The 18,863-nt window shown below is 60.6% G+C and carries 24 protein-coding genes and 1 tRNA gene; 17 read left to right on the top strand and 8 right to left on the bottom strand.

The window, feature by feature from the left end; genetic code table 11:
* Positions 1-70 precede the first annotated feature (70 nt).
* The 5 genes from ACLRGI_RS10415 to ACLRGI_RS10395 all read right to left on the bottom strand — a co-directional run bounded on the left by ACLRGI_RS10415 (position 71) and on the right by ACLRGI_RS10395 (position 5,926).
* Positions 71-478, bottom strand: a complete 408-nt coding sequence (locus tag ACLRGI_RS10415; RefSeq protein WP_419201585.1) for a hypothetical protein — start codon at positions 476-478, stop codon at positions 71-73.
* A 45-nt stretch (positions 479-523) separates the two neighbouring features.
* The gene (locus ACLRGI_RS10410) at positions 524-1,807 is read right to left on the bottom strand and encodes an alpha/beta hydrolase-fold protein (protein ID WP_419201584.1); all 1,284 of its coding nucleotides are present in this window, start codon (positions 1,805-1,807) and stop codon (positions 524-526) included.
* A gap of 22 nt (positions 1,808-1,829) precedes the next feature.
* Positions 1,830-4,355 carry a bifunctional lysylphosphatidylglycerol flippase/synthetase MprF gene (locus ACLRGI_RS10405; RefSeq protein ID WP_419201583.1) on the bottom strand — a complete coding sequence of 842 codons (2,526 nt, stop codon included), beginning with the start codon at positions 4,353-4,355 and terminating at the stop codon, positions 1,830-1,832.
* A 124-nt stretch (positions 4,356-4,479) separates the two neighbouring features.
* Positions 4,480-4,659: a YMGG-like glycine zipper-containing protein gene (locus tag ACLRGI_RS10400; RefSeq protein WP_017199401.1), complete on the bottom strand. Its 180-nt coding sequence runs from the start codon at positions 4,657-4,659 to the stop codon at positions 4,480-4,482.
* A 37-nt stretch (positions 4,660-4,696) separates the two neighbouring features.
* Complete coding sequence (locus ACLRGI_RS10395; protein WP_419201582.1) at positions 4,697-5,926, bottom strand: multidrug effflux MFS transporter; 1,230 nt, start codon at positions 5,924-5,926, stop codon at positions 4,697-4,699.
* 172 nt (positions 5,927-6,098) lie between these two features.
* Here ACLRGI_RS10395 and ACLRGI_RS10390 point away from each other — a divergent pair, with 172 nt between their 5' ends.
* From ACLRGI_RS10390 to ACLRGI_RS10370, 5 genes are all read left to right on the top strand, one after another.
* On the top strand, positions 6,099-6,947 hold the full coding sequence (locus ACLRGI_RS10390; RefSeq protein ID WP_419201581.1) for a phage holin family protein: 849 nt from the start codon (positions 6,099-6,101) through the stop codon (positions 6,945-6,947).
* A 43-nt stretch (positions 6,948-6,990) separates the two neighbouring features.
* The gene (locus tag ACLRGI_RS10385; protein WP_419201580.1) at positions 6,991-7,614 is read left to right on the top strand and encodes a CDP-alcohol phosphatidyltransferase family protein; all 624 of its coding nucleotides are present in this window, start codon (positions 6,991-6,993) and stop codon (positions 7,612-7,614) included.
* Entirely contained in the window at positions 7,614-8,519 is a 906-nt protein-coding gene (locus tag ACLRGI_RS10380) for a DMT family transporter (RefSeq protein ID WP_419201579.1), read from the top strand. Before ACLRGI_RS10385 ends, ACLRGI_RS10380 begins: the two co-directional genes overlap by 1 nt.
* A gap of 107 nt (positions 8,520-8,626) precedes the next feature.
* Positions 8,627-9,823 carry a glycosyltransferase gene (locus ACLRGI_RS10375; protein WP_419201578.1) on the top strand — a complete coding sequence of 399 codons (1,197 nt, stop codon included), beginning with the start codon at positions 8,627-8,629 and terminating at the stop codon, positions 9,821-9,823.
* An 84-nt stretch (positions 9,824-9,907) separates the two neighbouring features.
* Positions 9,908-9,981: transfer RNA gene (locus ACLRGI_RS10370), tRNA-Ile, on the top strand.
* Between the two features lie 98 nt (positions 9,982-10,079).
* Here ACLRGI_RS10370 and ACLRGI_RS10365 read toward each other — a convergent pair.
* The 3 genes from ACLRGI_RS10365 to ACLRGI_RS10355 are packed head-to-tail and all read right to left on the bottom strand — an operon-like array spanning position 10,080 to position 12,062.
* A complete protein-coding gene (locus ACLRGI_RS10365; RefSeq protein ID WP_419201577.1) occupies positions 10,080-10,403 on the bottom strand; it encodes a hypothetical protein in 324 nt (107 codons plus the stop codon).
* Between the two features lie 8 nt (positions 10,404-10,411).
* Positions 10,412-11,593, bottom strand: a complete 1,182-nt coding sequence (locus ACLRGI_RS10360) for a tyrosine-type recombinase/integrase (RefSeq protein WP_419201576.1) — start codon at positions 11,591-11,593, stop codon at positions 10,412-10,414.
* Positions 11,586-12,062 (bottom strand): helix-turn-helix domain-containing protein, encoded by a 477-nt coding sequence (locus ACLRGI_RS10355; protein WP_419201575.1) that lies wholly within the window; start codon positions 12,060-12,062, stop codon positions 11,586-11,588. Before ACLRGI_RS10355 ends, ACLRGI_RS10360 begins: the two co-directional genes overlap by 8 nt.
* 141 nt (positions 12,063-12,203) lie before the next feature.
* Between ACLRGI_RS10355 and ACLRGI_RS10350 the strand changes: the two genes are divergently transcribed.
* The 12 genes from ACLRGI_RS10350 to ACLRGI_RS10295 form a co-directional block, all read left to right on the top strand.
* Positions 12,204-12,416 carry a helix-turn-helix domain-containing protein gene (locus ACLRGI_RS10350; RefSeq protein ID WP_419201574.1) on the top strand — a complete coding sequence of 71 codons (213 nt, stop codon included), beginning with the start codon at positions 12,204-12,206 and terminating at the stop codon, positions 12,414-12,416.
* Positions 12,417-12,515: 99 nt separating this feature from the next.
* Entirely contained in the window at positions 12,516-12,791 is a 276-nt protein-coding gene (locus tag ACLRGI_RS10345) for a hypothetical protein (protein ID WP_419201573.1), read from the top strand.
* Positions 12,788-13,519 (top strand): phage antirepressor, encoded by a 732-nt coding sequence (locus tag ACLRGI_RS10340; RefSeq protein ID WP_419201572.1) that lies wholly within the window; start codon positions 12,788-12,790, stop codon positions 13,517-13,519. The genes ACLRGI_RS10345 and ACLRGI_RS10340 overlap by 4 nt, the downstream gene beginning before the upstream one ends.
* A 106-nt stretch (positions 13,520-13,625) precedes the next feature.
* Entirely contained in the window at positions 13,626-14,912 is a 1,287-nt protein-coding gene (locus ACLRGI_RS10335) for an LvrA C-terminal domain-related protein (protein WP_503409060.1), read from the top strand.
* Complete coding sequence (locus ACLRGI_RS10330) at positions 14,909-15,277, top strand: hypothetical protein (protein ID WP_419201570.1); 369 nt, start codon at positions 14,909-14,911, stop codon at positions 15,275-15,277. Before ACLRGI_RS10335 ends, ACLRGI_RS10330 begins: the two co-directional genes overlap by 4 nt.
* 26 nt (positions 15,278-15,303) lie before the next feature.
* On the top strand, positions 15,304-15,471 hold the full coding sequence (locus ACLRGI_RS10325; protein ID WP_419201569.1) for a hypothetical protein: 168 nt from the start codon (positions 15,304-15,306) through the stop codon (positions 15,469-15,471).
* A gap of 112 nt (positions 15,472-15,583) precedes the next feature.
* Positions 15,584-16,066 (top strand): hypothetical protein, encoded by a 483-nt coding sequence (locus ACLRGI_RS10320; RefSeq protein WP_419201568.1) that lies wholly within the window; start codon positions 15,584-15,586, stop codon positions 16,064-16,066.
* Complete coding sequence (locus ACLRGI_RS10315; protein ID WP_419201567.1) at positions 16,063-16,488, top strand: helix-turn-helix domain-containing protein; 426 nt, start codon at positions 16,063-16,065, stop codon at positions 16,486-16,488. Before ACLRGI_RS10320 ends, ACLRGI_RS10315 begins: the two co-directional genes overlap by 4 nt.
* Positions 16,489-16,779: 291 nt before the next feature.
* The gene (locus tag ACLRGI_RS10310; protein WP_419201566.1) at positions 16,780-17,343 is read left to right on the top strand and encodes a hypothetical protein; all 564 of its coding nucleotides are present in this window, start codon (positions 16,780-16,782) and stop codon (positions 17,341-17,343) included.
* A gap of 24 nt (positions 17,344-17,367) precedes the next feature.
* Positions 17,368-18,042 carry a hypothetical protein gene (locus ACLRGI_RS10305; protein ID WP_419201565.1) on the top strand — a complete coding sequence of 225 codons (675 nt, stop codon included), beginning with the start codon at positions 17,368-17,370 and terminating at the stop codon, positions 18,040-18,042.
* The gene (locus tag ACLRGI_RS10300; protein ID WP_419201564.1) at positions 18,039-18,545 is read left to right on the top strand and encodes a hypothetical protein; all 507 of its coding nucleotides are present in this window, start codon (positions 18,039-18,041) and stop codon (positions 18,543-18,545) included. Before ACLRGI_RS10305 ends, ACLRGI_RS10300 begins: the two co-directional genes overlap by 4 nt.
* On the top strand, positions 18,545-18,863 hold a 319-nt coding region (locus ACLRGI_RS10295; RefSeq protein ID WP_503827035.1), incomplete at its 3' end, for a hyaluronate lyase N-terminal domain-containing protein. The genes ACLRGI_RS10300 and ACLRGI_RS10295, both read left to right, overlap by 1 nt.

The raw sequence follows: 18,863 nt of genomic DNA, 5'->3' as shown, positions 1-18,863 counted from the left end.
GTTCAAGTCCAGTCGGAGGAGCACAAGGACCCCGTACCGGCTTCGCTGCTGGTGCGGGGTCCGCCTTTTATCAGACGAAATCCATCTCCACTTGAAGGAAACGGGCTGCTTCAGCCACCGCAGCCAAGAACGAATCCTGCTCGGTAGGTGGGGTCCGCGGCTCGCGGGGATGCCACTCGTGGGGAGCCGAGTAGACGCGGGTAAAGCCGCCACCCGGCGGAGCGTAGAAGATGCCGAAGCGCTGGACCGGCCATTCGGGCGAGGTCTCCGGTGCGACCAGGAGCGCTGCGTCCGTTTCAGGGTTGAACCACTGGGCAATGGGACGGCGGCGGTCGTCAGTAAAGAGCCCGGCGGCGTACAGGGCAGCCGACTGGGGACTGGTCACCGAGCACAGCCTGTCCCACCACAGCGGCAGGATGCGTTCATCCTGGCGCTGCCACGGTGCCGGTAGCGGCTGCAGCTCTTGCCAATGTGGCACACCTCAACTTTATCGCTCGGGGGGTGGGCCGGAAAAGAGGATCTCTTACTTGGACAGACCCAGCCTCGGATAAAGGATCTCAAAGCCTTTGGTCAGTCCCGCGTTCAACGCCAGCCCTACGTGACCGCCGTTAGGCACCTCGTAGTACGTCACCGTCATTCCTGCATCCCGGGCGGCTGTGGAGACCGCCTTCGCAGCCGCCACATAAGTGGTGTCGTCCGAGCCCACGGTGAAAACGGCTGTTGTATCGGGGAACTGCTTCCCTTTCATGATGTTGATGGGCTTCTGGGCCTCGTAGGCAGCCTGGTTGCCGTTGAAGATCGCCGCGAGGTTGCCGGCCGGATCCTCCGCACCGGGGAATTCTTCGCCGGAGATGTCCACCACGTTGCCCCACCTCTCCGGGTATTTCACCGCGAAGGAGATGGCACATTGGCCTCCATTGGAGTACCCGGCAATGGTCCAGTGTTCACGGTCGGGGAGGATGTTCAGGTTGGCTTTGGCCCAGTTCACCACATCCTCGTTGATGTACTTCTCGACGTTGCCATACTTGGCGGAGTCAAGGCAGAGGGTGTCATTCTGGTCCGGACCGATCTGGTCCGCAACAATCGCGATGGGGGCGAGGCCCTTGTTCTTTGCTGCGAACTCGTCAAGGGCAGCGGAAACGTATTGAGGATCCGGGAGCCCCGGCTGGCCCATCATGAGGACAAAAAGGGGCAATTTGGGCGGATTTTCCGTCAGGGCTGCAGGGGGCAAATAGATGCCCGCCGGCCTGGCATCGAAACCGGAGGCGGTGGCAGGAATGATCTGGGTGCCTGCTTCGCCCTTCGTGGGTTGGTTGGACGGGGGCGTCCAGTTCTGCCACAGGGGACCTGAAGGGATGGAGGCGCCCGGGTCCGGTTTTGCCAGTTGGATGGCATCCTCGGTGGAGATTCCCAGCGCAGAGCCCAAGGTTTTGTTGAGTCCGAACTCAGTGTTGATTCCGAGGCCAGCGACCACGACGAATACCGGGATGGATGCTGCGGCCACCACTTTCCGCCATCGTTGGCTGTGGCGGAAGCTGACCACGGCCAGGCCCAAGGCGGCAAAGCAGGAGATCGCCCAGAACCAGACCCTCGGTGTGAGCCCCACATGGAAAACATCCATGACGTCTTCCACAACCCACACCGTCAACCACCCCAACAGGCCGGCAACCACGATTGCAGTGATCGCGGTGAGAGCCCAGCGCGCCGATGGCCTGAGGAACAGCAGCAGGAAGAAAACGGCACCAATAACCCCGGCGATCGTCATGACCACCGGCCCGCTGATCTCAAGCTTCAGCAGTTCGTTCATGGCCGGGAAATCCGCTGCGGCCTCATGCGGCTGGTTCCTTGGCTACCATCTGCCGCAACAGCCCCGCACTTTGGGTGGGGGAGAGCCCGGGCAGGTAGGCCGAACCCACAGCGATACCGATGGACGGCAAGGCCAACGGGTCCTGGTAGTACATGTATAAAGTCCGGTGCTCCGGCTGGAACCGGGACTTGAAGGCCGCCAGCGACTTGAAGCCGTACATGGGCTCCAAAGCGTTGCCGAGGAGGGCCAGGACACGGTCCAGGGTACTTCGGTCCAAACTCCCGTGGTCTCCGGCGCCCGTGTCGGCTCCGGTGTCGGCTCCTGCGTTGGCAAGCGGCGAGCCGGACAAAGAGATCTGAGGTACTTCTTCCTTAAAGTGGGTCACGGCAGAGGCGATGAGGAACTCCATGACGCCCTTGAATCCCGTGGTTCGGCGACGCATAAAGTCCAGGGTCCACCCCGAGATGGTCCCATCGGTGAACACCGGCAGCCAGCTGGTGACCCCATGGACCAGGCCGTCGTCATCCACGGCCACACAGCAGAGCACCTCGGGGTCTTTGAGTTCATTCAAGCCGCCCAAGGTGAAGCCCATCTCAGGAAGTGCCTTATCGGCCACCCATTCTTCGGAGATCTCGGCGAGCTGTGCCCTGATTCCCGGCGGCATCGCCGGGTAGTTGTACCAGAGATCCTTGATGGAGAGCTTGTCTGCCCGGTTAAGGGCGGTCCGGACGTTCTGCCATTCCTTCCCCTTGAAGGTCATGGCTTGGACATTGAGTAGTGTCTCCTCCGCCACCTCCAGTTTCCTGAAGCCGTAGGGGAGCAGCGGAACATCAAGCTCTGCGGTTGCTGAATAGAAGCAAGGGATCAGCCCCAGATTGGCACAGTGTCTTACGAATCCCGTAGCAGCTTCAGCATGGTGTTCGCTTGCACCAAAGGGCCCCGCGACTGTGAGGGCAACGCCGTTGTGGACCTGATACGCCACACCGGCCTTCCTGTCGCGCGTGAACCAGTACTGGTTGTTGTCCCACAGTGCCATCCAGGACAGTGTCCCGCCGCCGTTATGCAGCAGTTCCCTGGTGTGCCCGAGGTCTGCTGCCGGATCAGTAGCGAGCAGGCGGAACCGACGGAAGTTTTTGAGGACCAGTACGAGGATGCAAAGCCAAATGATGTCCCCACCCAGTCCATACAGCACTGTGCTCAACAGCCCTTGCGGGAGAGCCACCACGAACGGGACAGGGAAGGGAACCAGAATGTGCGTCAGCTGCCCTGCGAGGTCCAACAGTGTAGAGCGGCCCGGATTGCCTTCAATGAACCAGAACGCCACATAGAAGATCACGGCGGTTATAGCGAGGAGGAGCGAGGTGCGGCCCAGGACCCGATAACCGGCGTCGCTGGACTCCACGCGGAACTTATGCCGGTTTATCAGCAGAAGTGCCGCGATGATGACAGGGGCGAGGACTGCGGGGACCGCGTAGAGCAGGAGGTAGGCGAAGTCGTCGTCACCCAACGCGACGTCCGGATCAGTGACGTACTGGATGATGGAGAGGACGGTCACGGCGGCAAGATAGAGCTGGATAACGAGCGTCAGCCGGTACGCGAGCCACCGGCCGCGCCGCAGGCCTTCTGCGCAGACAAGCAACAGAAGAACCGGAATCAGTGTCAGGATCGCAGCGCCGAAACTCTGGACGCCAACAATGCCCTGCAGGGTGACACAGTTGTTGTCGTTATTGCACGCTTCCTGGACTTCGTCGGCGTCGGGACTGGCCTGGAGCATGACCTCGGAAACGACGGAGAGGGGCCCCACCTCCCATGTTCCGGTCAGCTGCGTCAGCAAAGGTCCGACGGCGAAGACGCCCACCACGGTGCCCACCAGGAAACGGGTCTCGCGGAGGCTTGAGGAGTGGAGTGATCCCGCCCGGCGGCGCAGCACTAATGACTGGATGGCCCACCCCGCCAGAACGCCGATCACCGCTCCGGCGAGTGCCTGCAAAGTTTGGGCAACGCCCACGAACAGGGCAAACATTAACGTACCGGCCAGCAACCACGTCCGCAGGCGACGACGCCAGAGCGCCTCAAGTGCCGCCGTCGAGCACCCCAGCGCAGCGGCGGCGCCGCCATAGGCGCCCACGACGTATTCGCCGCCCAAAAAACTCAGCCACTGGTCACTGGCGTCCGTTCCGAAGGTTACGAGCGCCACGAGAACCAGGGCGCTGAGGGCCGAACCCGCTATATAGGCAGCCAAAGCCAGCCAGGGGCCCATCACGCGCTCGGCAATTCCGACACCCGCCAGGACCGCCGCAGTACAGGCCAGATAGTCGAGCAAGGAGGAAGCAAAGAAAGCTGAGGTGAAGACGGACCACCAAGGCCCGGGCTCCACCGCCAAGCCGATTCCCACTTGATCCAACAGGTCCTGGCCGGGACCGTTGATGAGGCTGCCGGAGACAGCGCCCAAGACCCAAAGGAGCACCACAAGGGCCAGCGTCAGGGGCAACCTCCGTACGGCAGCCAGCCCGCGCACTCTGCCCCGAAATCCAACAGCCGTGCTCATGTGATGTCCCCTTCACCGGTTCAAGCACCGGTTACCCCGGCTGGCCACCATTCTGCCCTGCAGCAGGCAGTTAGGGGAGTGTTTGGCGACTCACGACGGCGTCGGGTCGCCTGTGGAGGCTCGCCTAGTCCCGCTTCCAAGGGCCGGGATTCACGCGGTACAGCACGGCGGCACCGATGACGGCCCCCAAGATGGCACCAAACAGCGCGCTGCCCGCGGCGCGACCGAGCAGAGCGCCGGCGACAGCGCCGAGTAAAGCGCCGAGGAACAGGCCCCTGCCGTTGCGATGCGGTTTATTAGTCATGGTCACAGCCTACGGGGCTGGGTCTGAATGACCGGCTCTAATGGATGGACGGAACGGACCGGGGCCGGACTACCAGCCATAGCGCGGCGATCGCGCCGGTAATGCAGGCGGCCATGACTGCACCCATGGGGACGGCTGAGCTGACGCCCAGCCAGCCGACGACGGGCGGCACGATTCCCGCCATCATGAACTGGGATGCACCCAGGAGGGATGCGGCAGTGCCTGCTTGTGCGCCGTGGTTGGCCAAGGACAGGACCTGAACACACGGGAACATGAAGCCTGTGGCGCAGATATAGAACCACAATGGAATGAGGATGCCCCACAACCCCGCGTTGAACACGTCAAGCGCCACGATCAAGAGGGCGGTGAACAGCATAAAGACCGTTGCCCCGGCCACGATCCACTGCGGGGCCACCCGCCGGATCAGGCGGGAGCTGATCTGAACGCCGGCCACGATGCCCAAGGAGTTGATGCCGAACAGGATGCCGTACTCCTGGGGCGAAAAGCCGTAGACGTTCTGGAAGAGAAAGGTGGAAGCCGAGAGGTATGCGAAAAGTCCGCCGAAGTTCAGGCTTCCCACGAGGACCATGCCCACGAAGATCCTGTCCGTCAGGACGGTCTTGTAGCGTTGACCCACTGTGATGGTGGACTTCCCCCGCTGTTCTGCCGGAAGTGTCTCCCTGATGAAGAAGATGGAGGCAAGGATGACCAGCAGGCCATAGCCGGCCAGGAAGTAGAAGATGCCTGGCCACGGGAATGCCAGCAGCAGTTGGGATCCGATGACCGGTGCCAGGATGGGGGCCAGGCCGTTGACCAGTGACATCCTTGAGAACATTCGGACCATTGAGTAGCCGTGAAAGAGGTCCCGGACCATCGCCATGGCCACTACGCCACCTCCGGCAGCGCCTATGCCCATGAGTACGCGGAAGAGGGAGAGCATCCCGATGTCTGTGGCGAGTGCCGCCCCGAGCGACGAACCGATGTGCACAGCCGTCGCCAGGATCAACGGTAGCCGGCGTCCCACCTTGTCACTGAAGGGGCCAACCAGAAGCTGGCCGAGCCCGAAGCCAACCGTTGTACCCGTAAGGGTGAGCTGGATTGCTGCGGCCGAAACATCAAAGCTCTCTTCCAAGGCGGGGAACGCCGGAAGATACAGGTCGATGGTGAAGGGACCCAGGGCGGTAAGGGCGCCCAGCAGGAGAATGTAGACAAGTTTTTCGCGTCGGCTCAGGGAATCGCCCGGAGCAATGGGAGAGGTCACGATCATCAATCCTATGGCCCAGATCATATTTATTGGATGTATGACAGGCGCGCCACGGGCTAATCCCGAAAGTTCAGCAGGAACCTGAATGATAGCTTTGAGGACAGGTGTCCGTGGCAATGGTTTTCCGCCGCGTTCGCCCTAAACGATGCCCAGAGGAAGCAGTTAGGCGGAACCCATGAGTGGACGTCACACCGGCCGGCCCAGTCAGGGTCCAGCCATTCGTACTTTGCCGAAGACCCTCAAGCTCGTAGCAAGGCTGGCTCCGAGGCAACTCAACGACGAAATCGCCCTGGCGAAGGTAGAACTCAAGCGAAAAGCCACGCAGGTTGGCATCGCAGGTGCCTTCTTCGGAGTAGCGCTTGTCTTCCTGGCGCTACTGGTGATTGCGCTGGTAGTCGCCGCGATCCTCGGTCTGGCTACTATCATGCCTGACTGGCTCGCGGCCCTGATTGTTGCAGCCTTTTTCCTGGTTATTGTGGCAATCGCCTCCTTGATCGGCATAGCCAAATTCAAGAAGGCCATGCCCTTGGTCCCCGAGGACACCATCCGTGGAATCAAGCACGATCTCGGCATTGCCAAGGAAGGTTCCGACTTCGACGAATCGATCCTGGATCCCAATTCGCCCGCCGCCAAGGCAGCCAAGGCTGAAAAGGAAGCAGCCGCAGAGAAGGCCAAGGCAGAGAAGGCTGCAAAGGAAGCGGCCAAGGAAGCAGACGCCGTCAAGGCGCCCACCGAAGCTGAGCTGCGCTCGCGCTTGAAGAGGCGCCGTCAACACCTGACCGGCGTCCGCGACGAGCTCGGTGAGCAGTTGGACGTCAAGAAGCAGGGCCAGGCTTTGCTGGAGAGCGCCAACGGAAAGTTCCAGGAAGGCAAGGAACTCGCTGCAGCGAAGTTTGCCGACCTTGGAGACTCTGTCCCCGACACCCTCACCGAGCGGCTCGCCGCGCGGTGGAAGGATCTCGCAGCGTTTGCCACGGCTGCCGTGGTCTTCGTTGTTGCCCTGCGGAAGTTGCTGAAGAAGTAGCTGCCGGCGGCACCAAACGATGAAGACGAGGAAGGGGGACAGGATGAAATTAATCGGAGCTGGGTCGAACCCCGACCGGCCGCAGGTTGATCACGACCTCATCTTCACTGTCCCCAACATCCTCACAGTACTTCGTTTCATGGGTGTACCGCTGTTTGTCTGGCTCGTGCTGTCGGAGCAGGAGTACGGGTTCGCCGTCCTGGTGCTGGTCATCATGGGCAGCACGGACTGGGTGGATGGCTACATCGCCAGGCGTTTCGACCAGACCTCCAAGCTTGGCAGGATCCTGGATCCCATGGCCGACCGGGCCGCGCTCCTGGCTGTCGCGTTCACGCTGGCGATTGCCGGCGTCGTGCAGTGGTGGTACCTGGCCGCGCTGTTGGTGCCGGACGCCGTCCTGGCCATCGCGTCCTTGATCTACTTCCGCAGCCACCCGGACCTTCCGGTGAGCATCATCGGGAAAATCCGCACGGCGCTGCTGCTGCTCGGCACCCCGTTGCTGGTTCTGTCCAAACTGCCCATTGCTTTCACTGAGGTCTACTTCGTGGCTGCCTGGACGTTCCTTGGTTTCGGCCTTCTTGGCCACTGGATTGCGGCATACAACTATTTTTGGGCCATCTTGCGTAAGGGTAAAGAATTGAAAACCGACGACGACGGACGAGGCTGATGGTCTGGCTGGCGGTTTTTCTTGCGGTACTTGGTGCTTTCTTCCTCGCCATCGGCGCCCAGCGGCAGGGCAGCGCGGTCAAAGCCGATACAGGTGGCCTGGCGCTCAGTTCCAATGGCTTCCTGCGGCTCCTGCGCAATCCCCGCTGGATGCTCGGACTGCTGTTCCTTGCCCTCGGAATGGTGATGAACGCTATCGCGTTGGTGTCCGCACCCCTCACCGTGGTGCAGCCCATCGGTGCCATCGCCCTGGTCATCACCACGGTGGTCAACGCCAAGGACCAAGGACTGAGCATCAACCGGGCCACTGTGGTGGCCATCAGCGCTTGTGTGACGGGTTCAGCGTTGTTCGTGCTGCTGGCGGTCAATGTCACCCAGGAAAACCATCACGTCAACGCTGATGACGAACTGACGATTGTTCTCCTCCTGGCTCTTGCCGTGGGCATCTTCGGAACCCTGGCCGTCATGTTCAAGCACAGGATGAGTGCCTTTATCTACATCTTGGGGGCAGGTGTCCTGTTCGGTTTCGTTGCCGTCCTGACCCGCATCATCGGCAAGCACCTGCTTGATCCCAATGGCTTGTTCCTGCTCAATGTCCAGTGGTACACACTCATCGCCATTGTGGCTGCCGGTGGACTGGGGTCCTGGTTTGTTCAGAGCGCATATTCGGGCGGTCCACCGGACCTGGTCATCGCCGGGCTGACCGTTATCGACCCCATGGTGGGCATTGCAATCGGCATCGTGATCCTGGGTGAGCTTCGTCCCGACGTCCACGCCGTGCTGGCCATCGCCATGGCCGCGGCCGCTACGCTTGCTATCGTGGGGGTTATTGCCCTGAGCCGGCACCATCCGGAAGTCACCAAACGCAAGAAGGACGCGAAGGCGGCTGCCGGCCGAAAGGCTTAGGGCAGAGCTTTACCTTGCGCCACCGCTATTGCGGGCGGCAACCCGGCGACACCGCAGCATTGCCACAAGCAACGCTGTCCGCACCGTGACCATCAGGAGTTCTCCACGTGACCATTCCCGAAACCAACAAACCCCTCACTATCTTGATTGCCGCGGATACCTACCCGCCGCACGTCAACGGTGCCGCCCAGTTCGGCTACCGCCTGGCCAAGGGGATGACGGCGCGTGGGCACAACGTGCACGTGTTGGCCTGCCGTCCGGACACTGGTAAGAGCTACACCGAGTTCCGCGACGAAGCCACTGTTCACCGGCTCCGCTCCCACGGTGTGTTCACCCACGAGTACTTCCGGATTTGCTTCCCATGGGAAATCAAGAAGGAAATCAGTCTTCTTTTCGACAAGGTGAAGCCGGACGTCGTCCACATCCAGAGCCACTACATGATTGGTGAGCACGTCCTCTACGAGGCTGTTAAGCGGGGAATCCGCATTGTGGCCACCAACCACTTCATGCCGGAAAACCTCAACCCGTTCCTTCCGTTCCCGCAATGGTTCAAGGACATCGTTGGCCGTATTTCGTGGAAGGACATGGGCAAGGTCATGGGCCAGGCCGACGTGGTCACCACGCCCACGCCGCTCGCTGCCAAGGCAATGCACCAGCACGCGTTCCTGCGTAAGGTCCTGCCCCTATCCAACGGCATCGACTCTTCGGCCTACGAGCTGCAGCCCGGAGAGGTCATCGAGCCGCACGCCAACCCTACGGTCCTGTTCGTGGGCCGTCTCGCCGAGGAGAAGCACATCAATGTGCTGATCGACGCCGTGGCCAAAACCCCGCGCGAACTGAACGTGAACCTGGAAATTGTGGGTGGCGGTGAAGTCCGTCCCGCTCTTGAAGCCCAGGTTGCCAAGCTTGGCCTGGGGGACCGGGTGAGGTTTCTCGGGCTGGCGAGCGACGAGGACCTGCGCGAGGCCTATATCAAGGCAGATATCTTCTGCATGCCCGGCACTGCCGAGCTTCAGTCGCTGGTGACCCTGGAGGCAATGTCGGCTTCTACTCCAGTGCTCTTGGCCAACGCCATGGCGCTCCCGCACCTGGTCCGTGACGGGGAGAACGGGTACCTCTTCGCCCCTAACGACAGCAACGAGCTCGCCACCAGGATCACCCAGCTGCTCGAACTTCCCAAGGACGAACTTGAGGCCATGGGGAAGCTGAGCCGGGAGATGGTGGAGCCGCACAGCATCAACGGCACCCTCCAGACGTTCGAGGACCTCTACCGGGGCGCTTCTTACGAGGACATGGTGGTGTGACAAAAGCACTCCCCGGCACCTATTAGAATTGCTGGAGTGCTTTGCCCGGAACTGCTGCTTCACAGCTGCCGGACCGGGCATCAAGGGGCTATAGCTCAGCTGGTTAGAGCGCGGGACTCATAATCCTAAGGTCCTCGGTTCAAGTCCGAGTAGCCCTACACAAAAACAGCCCCTGACCTGCGGAAACGCAGATCAGAGGCTGTTCTTCTTAGATCTGGCATAGACTCATCCACCGGAAACCCACCGCTTTGAAAACTTAGGCGGCCTCCCAGGGCTTTGCGATCTCGCCAGCCTTCATGGCTTCCATGCGGTCAATTGTTGCCTTCCAGTTGTCCTCTCCGCCATAGTGCGGCACTGGTATCCAGACCATGTGTTCCCTGTTAGCAATGCGCTGCGCAACCTTTTCGGCTTGCTTCGTGTCGAGAAGTTTGGGTGCTTGGTCACTTTCTTGGATTGTGTATTCTGCTCGTGAGTTTTTGTAACTCCACTTCCATTTCAGGTGTCCTTCAGCCTCCAATGTGTCAAGGAAGTCCCCTAGGTGCCATTGCCTGTGGATGTGATACGGATCTGGAACTGACATGTTTCTCCTTACGAACCGAACGCTTGGAGCGTTGCGGTGTTATCTGGCGCCTGATGGGTCTTCTGGACGTAGTGTTTCCGAGTTACGTTCTCGCTGGAATGGCCAAGCTGGGCCGAAGCCACTGTCATCCCTGCGGAGGCTTCCAGTAGCGTTCCCACGGTCTTACGGAAGGTGTGGGGGGTGACCCACTGGAATCCAAGATCGTCCCGCGCAGTTCGCCACTGCTTGCGGAAATTGTTTGGGTCTCGGAGGGATCCGACTGCGGAGGGGAACACTACGTCCCAAGGATTAGCTTCCAATTGGCCAATTTGCCGCCTCAGGAGCATTTCTACGGCAAAAGCGGGCAGGAAGTACCTTTGGCGGGAATTGGCGCTCTTAGGGTGGTCCTGGATCGTGAGGCCTTGCCCGGGAATGTAGACGATGGTGCCGTTAACCGTGACGGTCGGCTTGTCAGACATGAGGTCAATGTCCTTCCACCGGATGGCAAGGGCCTCGCCAATCCGGGCGCCGGTGGCCAGCATGATGTCAACGACATCGAGGATGTCCACCGTAGGGTAACGGCCGGCCTGTGTTTTGGCTGCCTCCCACTGGCGAAGACCGGCACGCAGGGCGCCAACCTCAGGCACGGTCAGGGCTCGGACCTCTTTGTGGTTGGTGGGGATCGTGGCAACGTCCCGTAGTGGGTTGCCATCCAGGGCGCCATGCCGGGCTGCCAGCCCCAGCATCCCGGATAGGACGGTCTTGCAGAGCTTTGCCGTGGCATTGCCGTGCTTGGTGCGCATGGTCTTCAGGAACCGATCCAGGGTGGATACGGTGGCTTCCCGGATCCGTAGTCCGCCGACGCCAGGAGAGACGTAGTTGTCCATGATGTCTCTGTAGCGGCGGCGTGTGTTCAGAGCCCGGTCTGCATCTTCGAACTCGGCCCACCAGATGAGTGCAAGCTTGGAGATCCTGGTGTCCGCGGTGATGTCTTCACCAGCTGGCATTGCCCGGTCAGTGAGCGCCGCAATTAGAAGACGCTCAGCTTTGCCGCCCTTGTCATTCTTGGACGTGGCGGCAGCACGGGCTTCTACCTTGCGTGTGACGCCGTCAAAGTCCCGGAACCTTGCCATTGCCCGCCACACGCCCGGAGTCACCTCGTCCCGGCTAATCTTCCCCCAAGTGCCGATCTGAAGCGGAGGCCTAGGCATTGTCGCCCCCTGGCGCTTCGTCCAATTCGAGGAGGAATTGGGCATGCCTTGTGGTGTCTTCGATCTTCTGTAGGTCTTCCTTCAACGTGGCCGTCATGGCCGGTAGCCCTTTTAGGGTCATCAGAAGCTTCGAATAGACGCGTCGGAGTTGTTCGTCGTCCACACCAGTGGCATCAAGCCGGCTGGTGTAGTCAGGCGCGTAGGTAAAGGTTTCACTCACGCGGATCGAAGAAGAGTCTTGGGATTCGAAAAGGTACTGGACTCGGCAGCCGAGGACATCGGCAAGAACGAGCATCTCCGCAGCTATGAACTGCCTTTTGCCGCGTTCCGCGGCTGAGACCGTTTGGGGTATCCATTTGCTTCCAAGGAGCATTCCCACCGTCTCGCCCATCTCTGCCTGGGACATGCCCTTTTTCTCCCGGAGACGCTTAACGTTCTCCCCGATAACCTGCTCGATTGTCTTCGCCATACCGCTCCCTTAGTAGTGCCTCAGCTTTAGTCAGTATGTCGGAAACGATGGAGCTTGACAAGCGCTGAATAATCTACCAAGCTAAAGCTACAGAGTTATTCCAGATCAAAAACAAGCTGTGCAACTACCCAGGAGAACGTGATGATCTCAACCGCATCAGACAAGCAGACAGTTGAATGGCTATCCCCCGCGCAGCTTGCAGAAGAGCTGCAGATTCCGCTGGCCACCATTTACGTATGGAGGTCTCGCCACAAGGGGCCCCGGGGCCACAGGATCGGCACGCATGTTCGCTACTCCCGATCGGACATCACGGCTTGGCTAGAAACTGTGGCGGACCCGCGAGACCAATCCTGATCGGGATGCCGCCACGGGTACTAAGCCAACAAAAAAGGAGCCAGCGGCGAACTGGCTCCTCAAAATCAACACCCATCTACCAGGAAAGAAGTTGAAATTATGTCTTCAACGATAGCACCACAGAAACCCTGCAGCCCTTACGGGACTGAAGCTCATGCCGAACTACAGCGCCACCACTGGCAGGCACTTGCCAACCTCGTGTGTGGGCACCGGCCAGACTGGCCCATTTCGGATGTCATCGAGAACCTTTGGGACTCGAGAAACAAGCAGAGCTTCCCAGACCTCGCCCGTACCGCTTTGATGGCGGCCATGAACCCGGCTAACTCTGCCCCCGTCTCCATCTACTTCGCCGCCGCCGGGGTGATGGAACCGTGACAGCTACCCAGAGATTTACTTACTCAGGTCAGGAACTCCGGACCTTCGATCTTGACGGAGAAATGTGGTTTGTGGCCGCTGACGTCGCGGTAATACTCGGGTACTCGGCAACCTCCGCGTTGCTCCGCCGACTTGATAGCGAAGACAAGGGGGTGCGAGAGCTGCACACCCCTGGCGGAAACCAGCAGATGGCGGTGGTTTCAGAGCCCGGATTGTTCGCCGCCGTACTTGGCAGCCATGTGGAGGGGGCGAAAGCGTTCAAACGCTGGGTTACGCATGAGGTGCTGCCCTCTATCCGGAAATCTGGTGGGTATACAGAGGCTCCGGAAGGTGGCCTGCCGAGAACGTTCTCCGAGGCACTCCGGCAACTTGCTGACACCTGTGAACGGCTGGAAGCGTCAGCGCCCAAGGTACAAGCCTATGACGAACTCATGGACTCCCAAGGGCTCTACACAATGCAAGCCGTCGCTAAGGCTCTCGGATACGGGCCCAACATCCTATTCCGGGATCTCCGCAGGCTCGGCATCCTGCAGGGAAACAATCTCCCGTATGCCCGCTACATGCACCACTTTGACGTGAAGCTCGGGAGCTATCGGAATCGGCGTAACGAACTTGTCCCAACTGCAACGACGATGATTCGGCCGGCAGGACTGGAGTTTCTGCGACGCAAGCTGACAAACACGGCCAACGACGTCATAGAGCACAGTCAACTGACGCAAACGAAATAGGAGGTGGCCACACTTGGGCGCTGGAAATGTGGCTCAGGCCTTCACCTACTGGGCAACACTCGATGATCGGTCCTTCCGGGTGCTATGCCGGATGGCTCTCGTGTCTATGGATAACGGGACCCCGCCGAAGTACTTTGCCGGCCGCGACGACTTGGCTGCCGCACTGGGTAAATCCCTTCCGGGCAAACCAGAAGACTTCGATTCGAGCCCAGAGGCGGAAGCAGCCAGGAAGCAGCGGGCGAGCGTCTACGAGATCGTCCGTAAGGCCGTTGCGCGGCTGGTGAAGGAAGGCGTGATTGTCTCCAGTGGTGACGCACGATTCAGGAACCGGGCTGAGTACTCGTTGCATCTGATGCCCAAGAAGCTGACCCAACAATCTGTTGCCCCAGGGTCCAACGAATCGTTGCCCCAGCAGACCCAACAATCCATTGGGTCTATGCCCCAACAGAACGTTGCCCCTATGCCCCAACAGATCGTTGCTACAGCCCCAACAGAACGTTGCCCCCTAGGAGTAGAAGAACCACTAAAGGAACAACTCATAGGAATACACGTAGGAGCCAATCCCGATGAGGCGGCAGGCTCACCTGCCCACATCGAAGAGCCGCAATCAGAGAAAGAGATTGATCTCCCTGCTGAACTTCCTTCATCCAAGGCGTCTGTCGCCCGACAGCAGGAGCAGGACTTCAAGGACTGGTACGAAGCGTATCCCCGCCACGTCGGCCGAGGAGCAGCACTGAACGCGTACCGAAAAGCGAGGAAGAGCGGCGTAGGCGCCGAGGCCCTTTTGGCAGGGGCCCGCCGCTACTCATTGGAGCGAAAAGGACAAGACCCGCAGTACACCAAGATGCCGGCAACCTGGCTGAACCAAGAGTGCTGGGCAGACGACCCGAACCACACCGGAGAGACCGACGTCGAGGCCATCCTAGGCAAGGACTTCTGGAGTCCGGGCACCCCTCCCGAAGGTCTCAGCGTTGGCGAAGAGATCGAGTGGAAGAAAGACCAGCGAGCCATCCGCAACGCGGAGCGCCTCGAAGAAGCCAAAGCCAAGCAGGCGGCCAGAACAGGTCCGTGGTCTGCGGAATACCACCGACCTAATGTGCCCCCTCAATACGCCTGGGCCAACCGGCCCGACCACGGGGACAGAGCCCTAGCCAAGGGTGCGGCTCTGATGGCAGCACATGACGCACGCCAAGGCGCCGCCAGCGGTTGGGCCCAAGGTGGCCAACAGTACCTCGATGGTTCGGAGCGACAACTGCAAAGAGGGTACGAGCTACGTCTCAGAACTCAAGCCGAGGAAGAAGCACAGAGACCCCAGGCGGTCTTCGAACAGAAAGCCATCGACCAGCAAAACACAGCCACGGGAACCGCAGAAATCGAGGACGAATCAGCATGACCAACACGGAACACCTCAAGACTCTCATCGAGGCCGCAGCACCAACGCTTCCGATCCTCGACAAAACCGGGATGCCAGTTGGGCTCGCAGACACCCAAGCATTTCTCACCGAGGGGCTAAGGCTCGCAGCACGGATCTCCCTCGCCAACGGTGAAGAAGACCCCGTCCGCGAACACGTCCAAACCCTCCTATTCCGACGTGGCGGGGATGAGTACGCGAAGTCCTACATCCGCACCATCTGGGCCATGCAAGAAGGCTTCTTCGACAAAACCCTCCATGTCCTCATGGCAAGAGCCGGCGACATACGCCAAGGCTTCACCGAAGGCTTCGACCAAAACACCCACGGCCAAGAGCCCTGTTCATAGCCACCCCCAAACATCTAGGAGCAACCATGGCCAAGCAAAACCACGACATCGGAAACAAGAAACGCCGCCCACGCACGACAGCCGGACCACTAGACACCGACCAGCTCGCGCAAAGCCTCGTTGACCGGGGATTAGCCACATCGCTCATCCTCGAACGACCACGCGACCCCATGAACGAACAGAACAGGCGGTGACCTCATGAAGAGTCAGTGCATTGCGAAAGCGAAAGGGACTGGGGAGCGGTGCCAGCGTGCTCCCATCGCCGGTGCGACGGTTTGCCGGGTGCATGGCGGCGCGGCCCCTGCCGTGAAACTCGCGGCAGCACGACGTGCACAGGAAGCTGCCGCCCAGGAGCAGTTGGCCGTGTTGGGTGAACCGGTGGATATAGATCCAGGGGAGGCCCTGTTGAAGCTGGTTTCGTGGAAGTACGGCGAAGTCTTGTGGCTGCGGGCTCAGGTGCAGGAGCTGCCGGCTTCGGACCTGACATGGGGCAGGGCTCAGACTGATGTTGGGATCGGGCAGGAGGGGCCGATCGATAAGACCACAGAGAAAGCCGCACCGTCCGTCTGGTGGGCTTTGTTGCGTCAGGCTGAGGACCAGCTAGCGGACTACGCTGCGAGGGCCCTACGCGCTGGCGTGGACGAGCGCCGGGTGAAAATCGCAGAGCACCAAGGCTCACTGGTGCATTCAGTGATCATGGCGATCTTCAACCGCCTCGCGCTAACCCCGGAGCAGTGGAACCTAGCGAGGGTGGCTGCCCCAGAGGAACTCCGGAGGCTGGCCGGATGAGCGTCTACCGGCCGCCGAAGTTCAGTGCGCTCGGAGCCCATGTGAGCGGGCCAAGCGCTTGGGTCCTTGTGAAGATCCTGGAACGTGTCAAGGCAGTGGACAGTATCCAGCGGGCACCGGAGGACGTCCGGGACGAAGCACTCGAGACCTATGATGCGCTCAGGGCGGCCGCTATCTATTGGCAAGACCAACGCATGGGATCCAGCCGAACCCTTGCCTCGCCGGTGCTGGCGGAACCACCGGCGGACATTGCAATCCGTTCCATGTCTGCAGCAGAGGCCGCTCTACTCCTGGGGTGTACAGAGCGCCGCGTCAGGCAGCTTCTCGCAGCCGAACGTATCGCGGGACAACGGGTGGCCGGCAGATGGCTGGTGGACGCGGACAGCGTGGACGACTACCTGATAGCCAAGGCCGTCGCATAGGCGACTGGTAAGAGAACATTCGCGGGTAGCGTGCCTCCACACCCCTGTCATTCGAAGGGAAAAGGACCCCTGCAGAGGGCGCCAAGTGCTCCGTCCACCGCTTACCCACCAGATACGTGCAGGTTTCCGCCGCCGGAAGCCCGGAAACCTTCACCGGCCGTCGTGTCAGAAGCTGGTCACGGAGAGTTCCTCCTGGAGCTCCGAACCGGGTCAAGAAAGCCCGGTCCCACTTGTGGAAGGTGGGACCGGGCCCACCTGGAACCACACACAGCACAGCCTGGGAGGGCCGTAATGACCACAGACGCAGACATTCTGGCCGCGCTCGAAGGTAGGCCGAACGCCAAGGAGCAGACCGCCCGGTATTCAGTCCTAGACATTCTCAATGGTGGACCGACAGCTACTGAACGGGCGCATCGGAACGCGGTGCTCGAAGCGCTTGGCGTTCCGACCCTCCGCGAGGCTGCTGCCGGCGAACTGCCCCTGCAGAGCCGGGGAGGCGAACTTGAGGCTGTGTCCATCTGGGCAGCCAAGGGAGCCGCAGAGACGTCCCTGAAATCGCTCGCGGAAGCCATAATGCGCACAGATGGCACAAAAGGCATCTACCTGGCTGAGGCCGAGGCCAAGCAAATAGCCGACGAAGCCTACGCGGTAGCAGCAAAGAGCACTCCATATGAGGAAGAGCGGCAGCAAGCAGTTGCACGCGTTGCAGCCAAGCTGGCGGAGGTGCTGACGCGCAAACACGCCCGGGAATCCACACCGAAACAAGACCCTGCCAACCCCACCCCGAAAGCCAAACCTGCCACTCCGCGGGTAACCCGCGGCGCCATCACCGGCGACGTCATCAACTATTACTAGACCCGTACCAGGAGAACCAACACCATGGGAATTTTCAGCAAGAGCCCCGAAACAGCACAGGCGGCCGTCACAAAGGCCGAACAGACCGTGGCCGAGTGGGAACGCAAAGCCTCCGATGCCCGGGCAGACGCAGCCCGGCTGGATGGAGAGTCCGGCGCGGCCATCCTTGAAGACGAGTCGGCCGCCGAACGGATCACCCTCAACGTCCAGACGCTGGAACGCAAGGCACGTGCTTACGATCAGGCGGCCGCGGAGGCGCGGAGGAAGCTGCTGGCTGTACAGAAGGAAGCGCTGGAAGCGGAAGCCCGAGAAGAGCACAAAGAAGCTGCCGCGCTTCGTAAGAAGGCCGAAGCCCACAACGCCAAGGTGTCAGCACTCGTGGGAGAACTCGAAAAGCTGGATGACTGCAAGTGGGACCGTGCTCAGTTCACGGATTCAGTCACGGGCAGCGCTTACGGGCGGATGGTGGGCCTAGGTGAGAGGCACGGCGGTGAAGCCTTGCGCCACGAAACGCGGGCCGCGGTCATTGGATACTTCATTGCTACAGGAAAGGTGCCGGCCGACTTCTACGACATCAACAACGTCATGGGCACCACGATCCCTGGATTTGCTCGGAGCATCCATGACGAAGACAACATCCCCCAGTCCGTGTTGGCTGCCCGTGACGCTGGCTTGGTCTTCGGCGGAGCTCAAGCATGACACTGAATCCGGAAACATGGGAGTCGACCAGCCAGGGCGTGCAGCAGATCGTTGCGGATATCGATGCTGGCAAACTCAGCAGCACGCCGGAACGTCGCAACTTCCTCGCAGGCATAGCCAAAGGCCTGCGGAGCGCAGACGCGGAAGCAGCACCGGCGCCACTTCCCACCCTTTGCGAATCCTCACTGAACGCGCTCCGTGACCAGGTCTACGACGTCCGGGAAAAGGTGAATAGCGGAAGCCTGCCAATGTCAGACGGGGACCGCGAATACCTCAACCGATACGCCAATCAGCTCGATGAACTACACATAAGTGGTGGGTATCCGGTGGATCACCCTTGTAGCGACCTCGATGGAGGTTGTGAAGGCCCCGCATCGCGGGACTTCCCGCAAGTTGGACCTGAGACTGTCGGCTTAGCAGATCTAGAAAACGCATCTGTCGACGGCGGGTCACCAGACTCAGCCGACACCCCAGAAACAACCATCGACGGAGGAACTCTGTAGTGGCAAATCGAATCCAGCTCCGCCGCGGCACTGCCGCTAATTGGGCTTCTGTAAACCCAGTTCTTGGCCAGGGTGAACCTGGCATTGAGACGGACACCGGCAAGCTGAAGTTCGGTAACGGGGTCACTGCGTGGCTTGCGCTGCCGTATGCGTCTGAGGGTCCGGAAGGGCCTCCGGGCGTGGCTGATGACGCCTCCGTTGAGGACCTGATCACCACGCCTGGGACCGCTACGGCCACGGCACTTAATGCCACTTATGCCCGCGCCGGCCTCGGTGGGCTCGTCCTCGACGCGACCGCTGGCCCGTACAACGCGAAGG

Origin of the sequence: Paenarthrobacter sp. PPS72, from assembly GCF_048537125.1 — a bacterium.
In the GTDB taxonomy this organism is placed as follows: Bacteria; Actinomycetota; Actinomycetes; order Actinomycetales; family Micrococcaceae; genus Arthrobacter; species Arthrobacter nitroguajacolicus_E.
The sequence above is the reverse complement of the archived record's forward strand: the minus strand, read 5'-3'. Positions and strand labels throughout refer to the sequence as shown.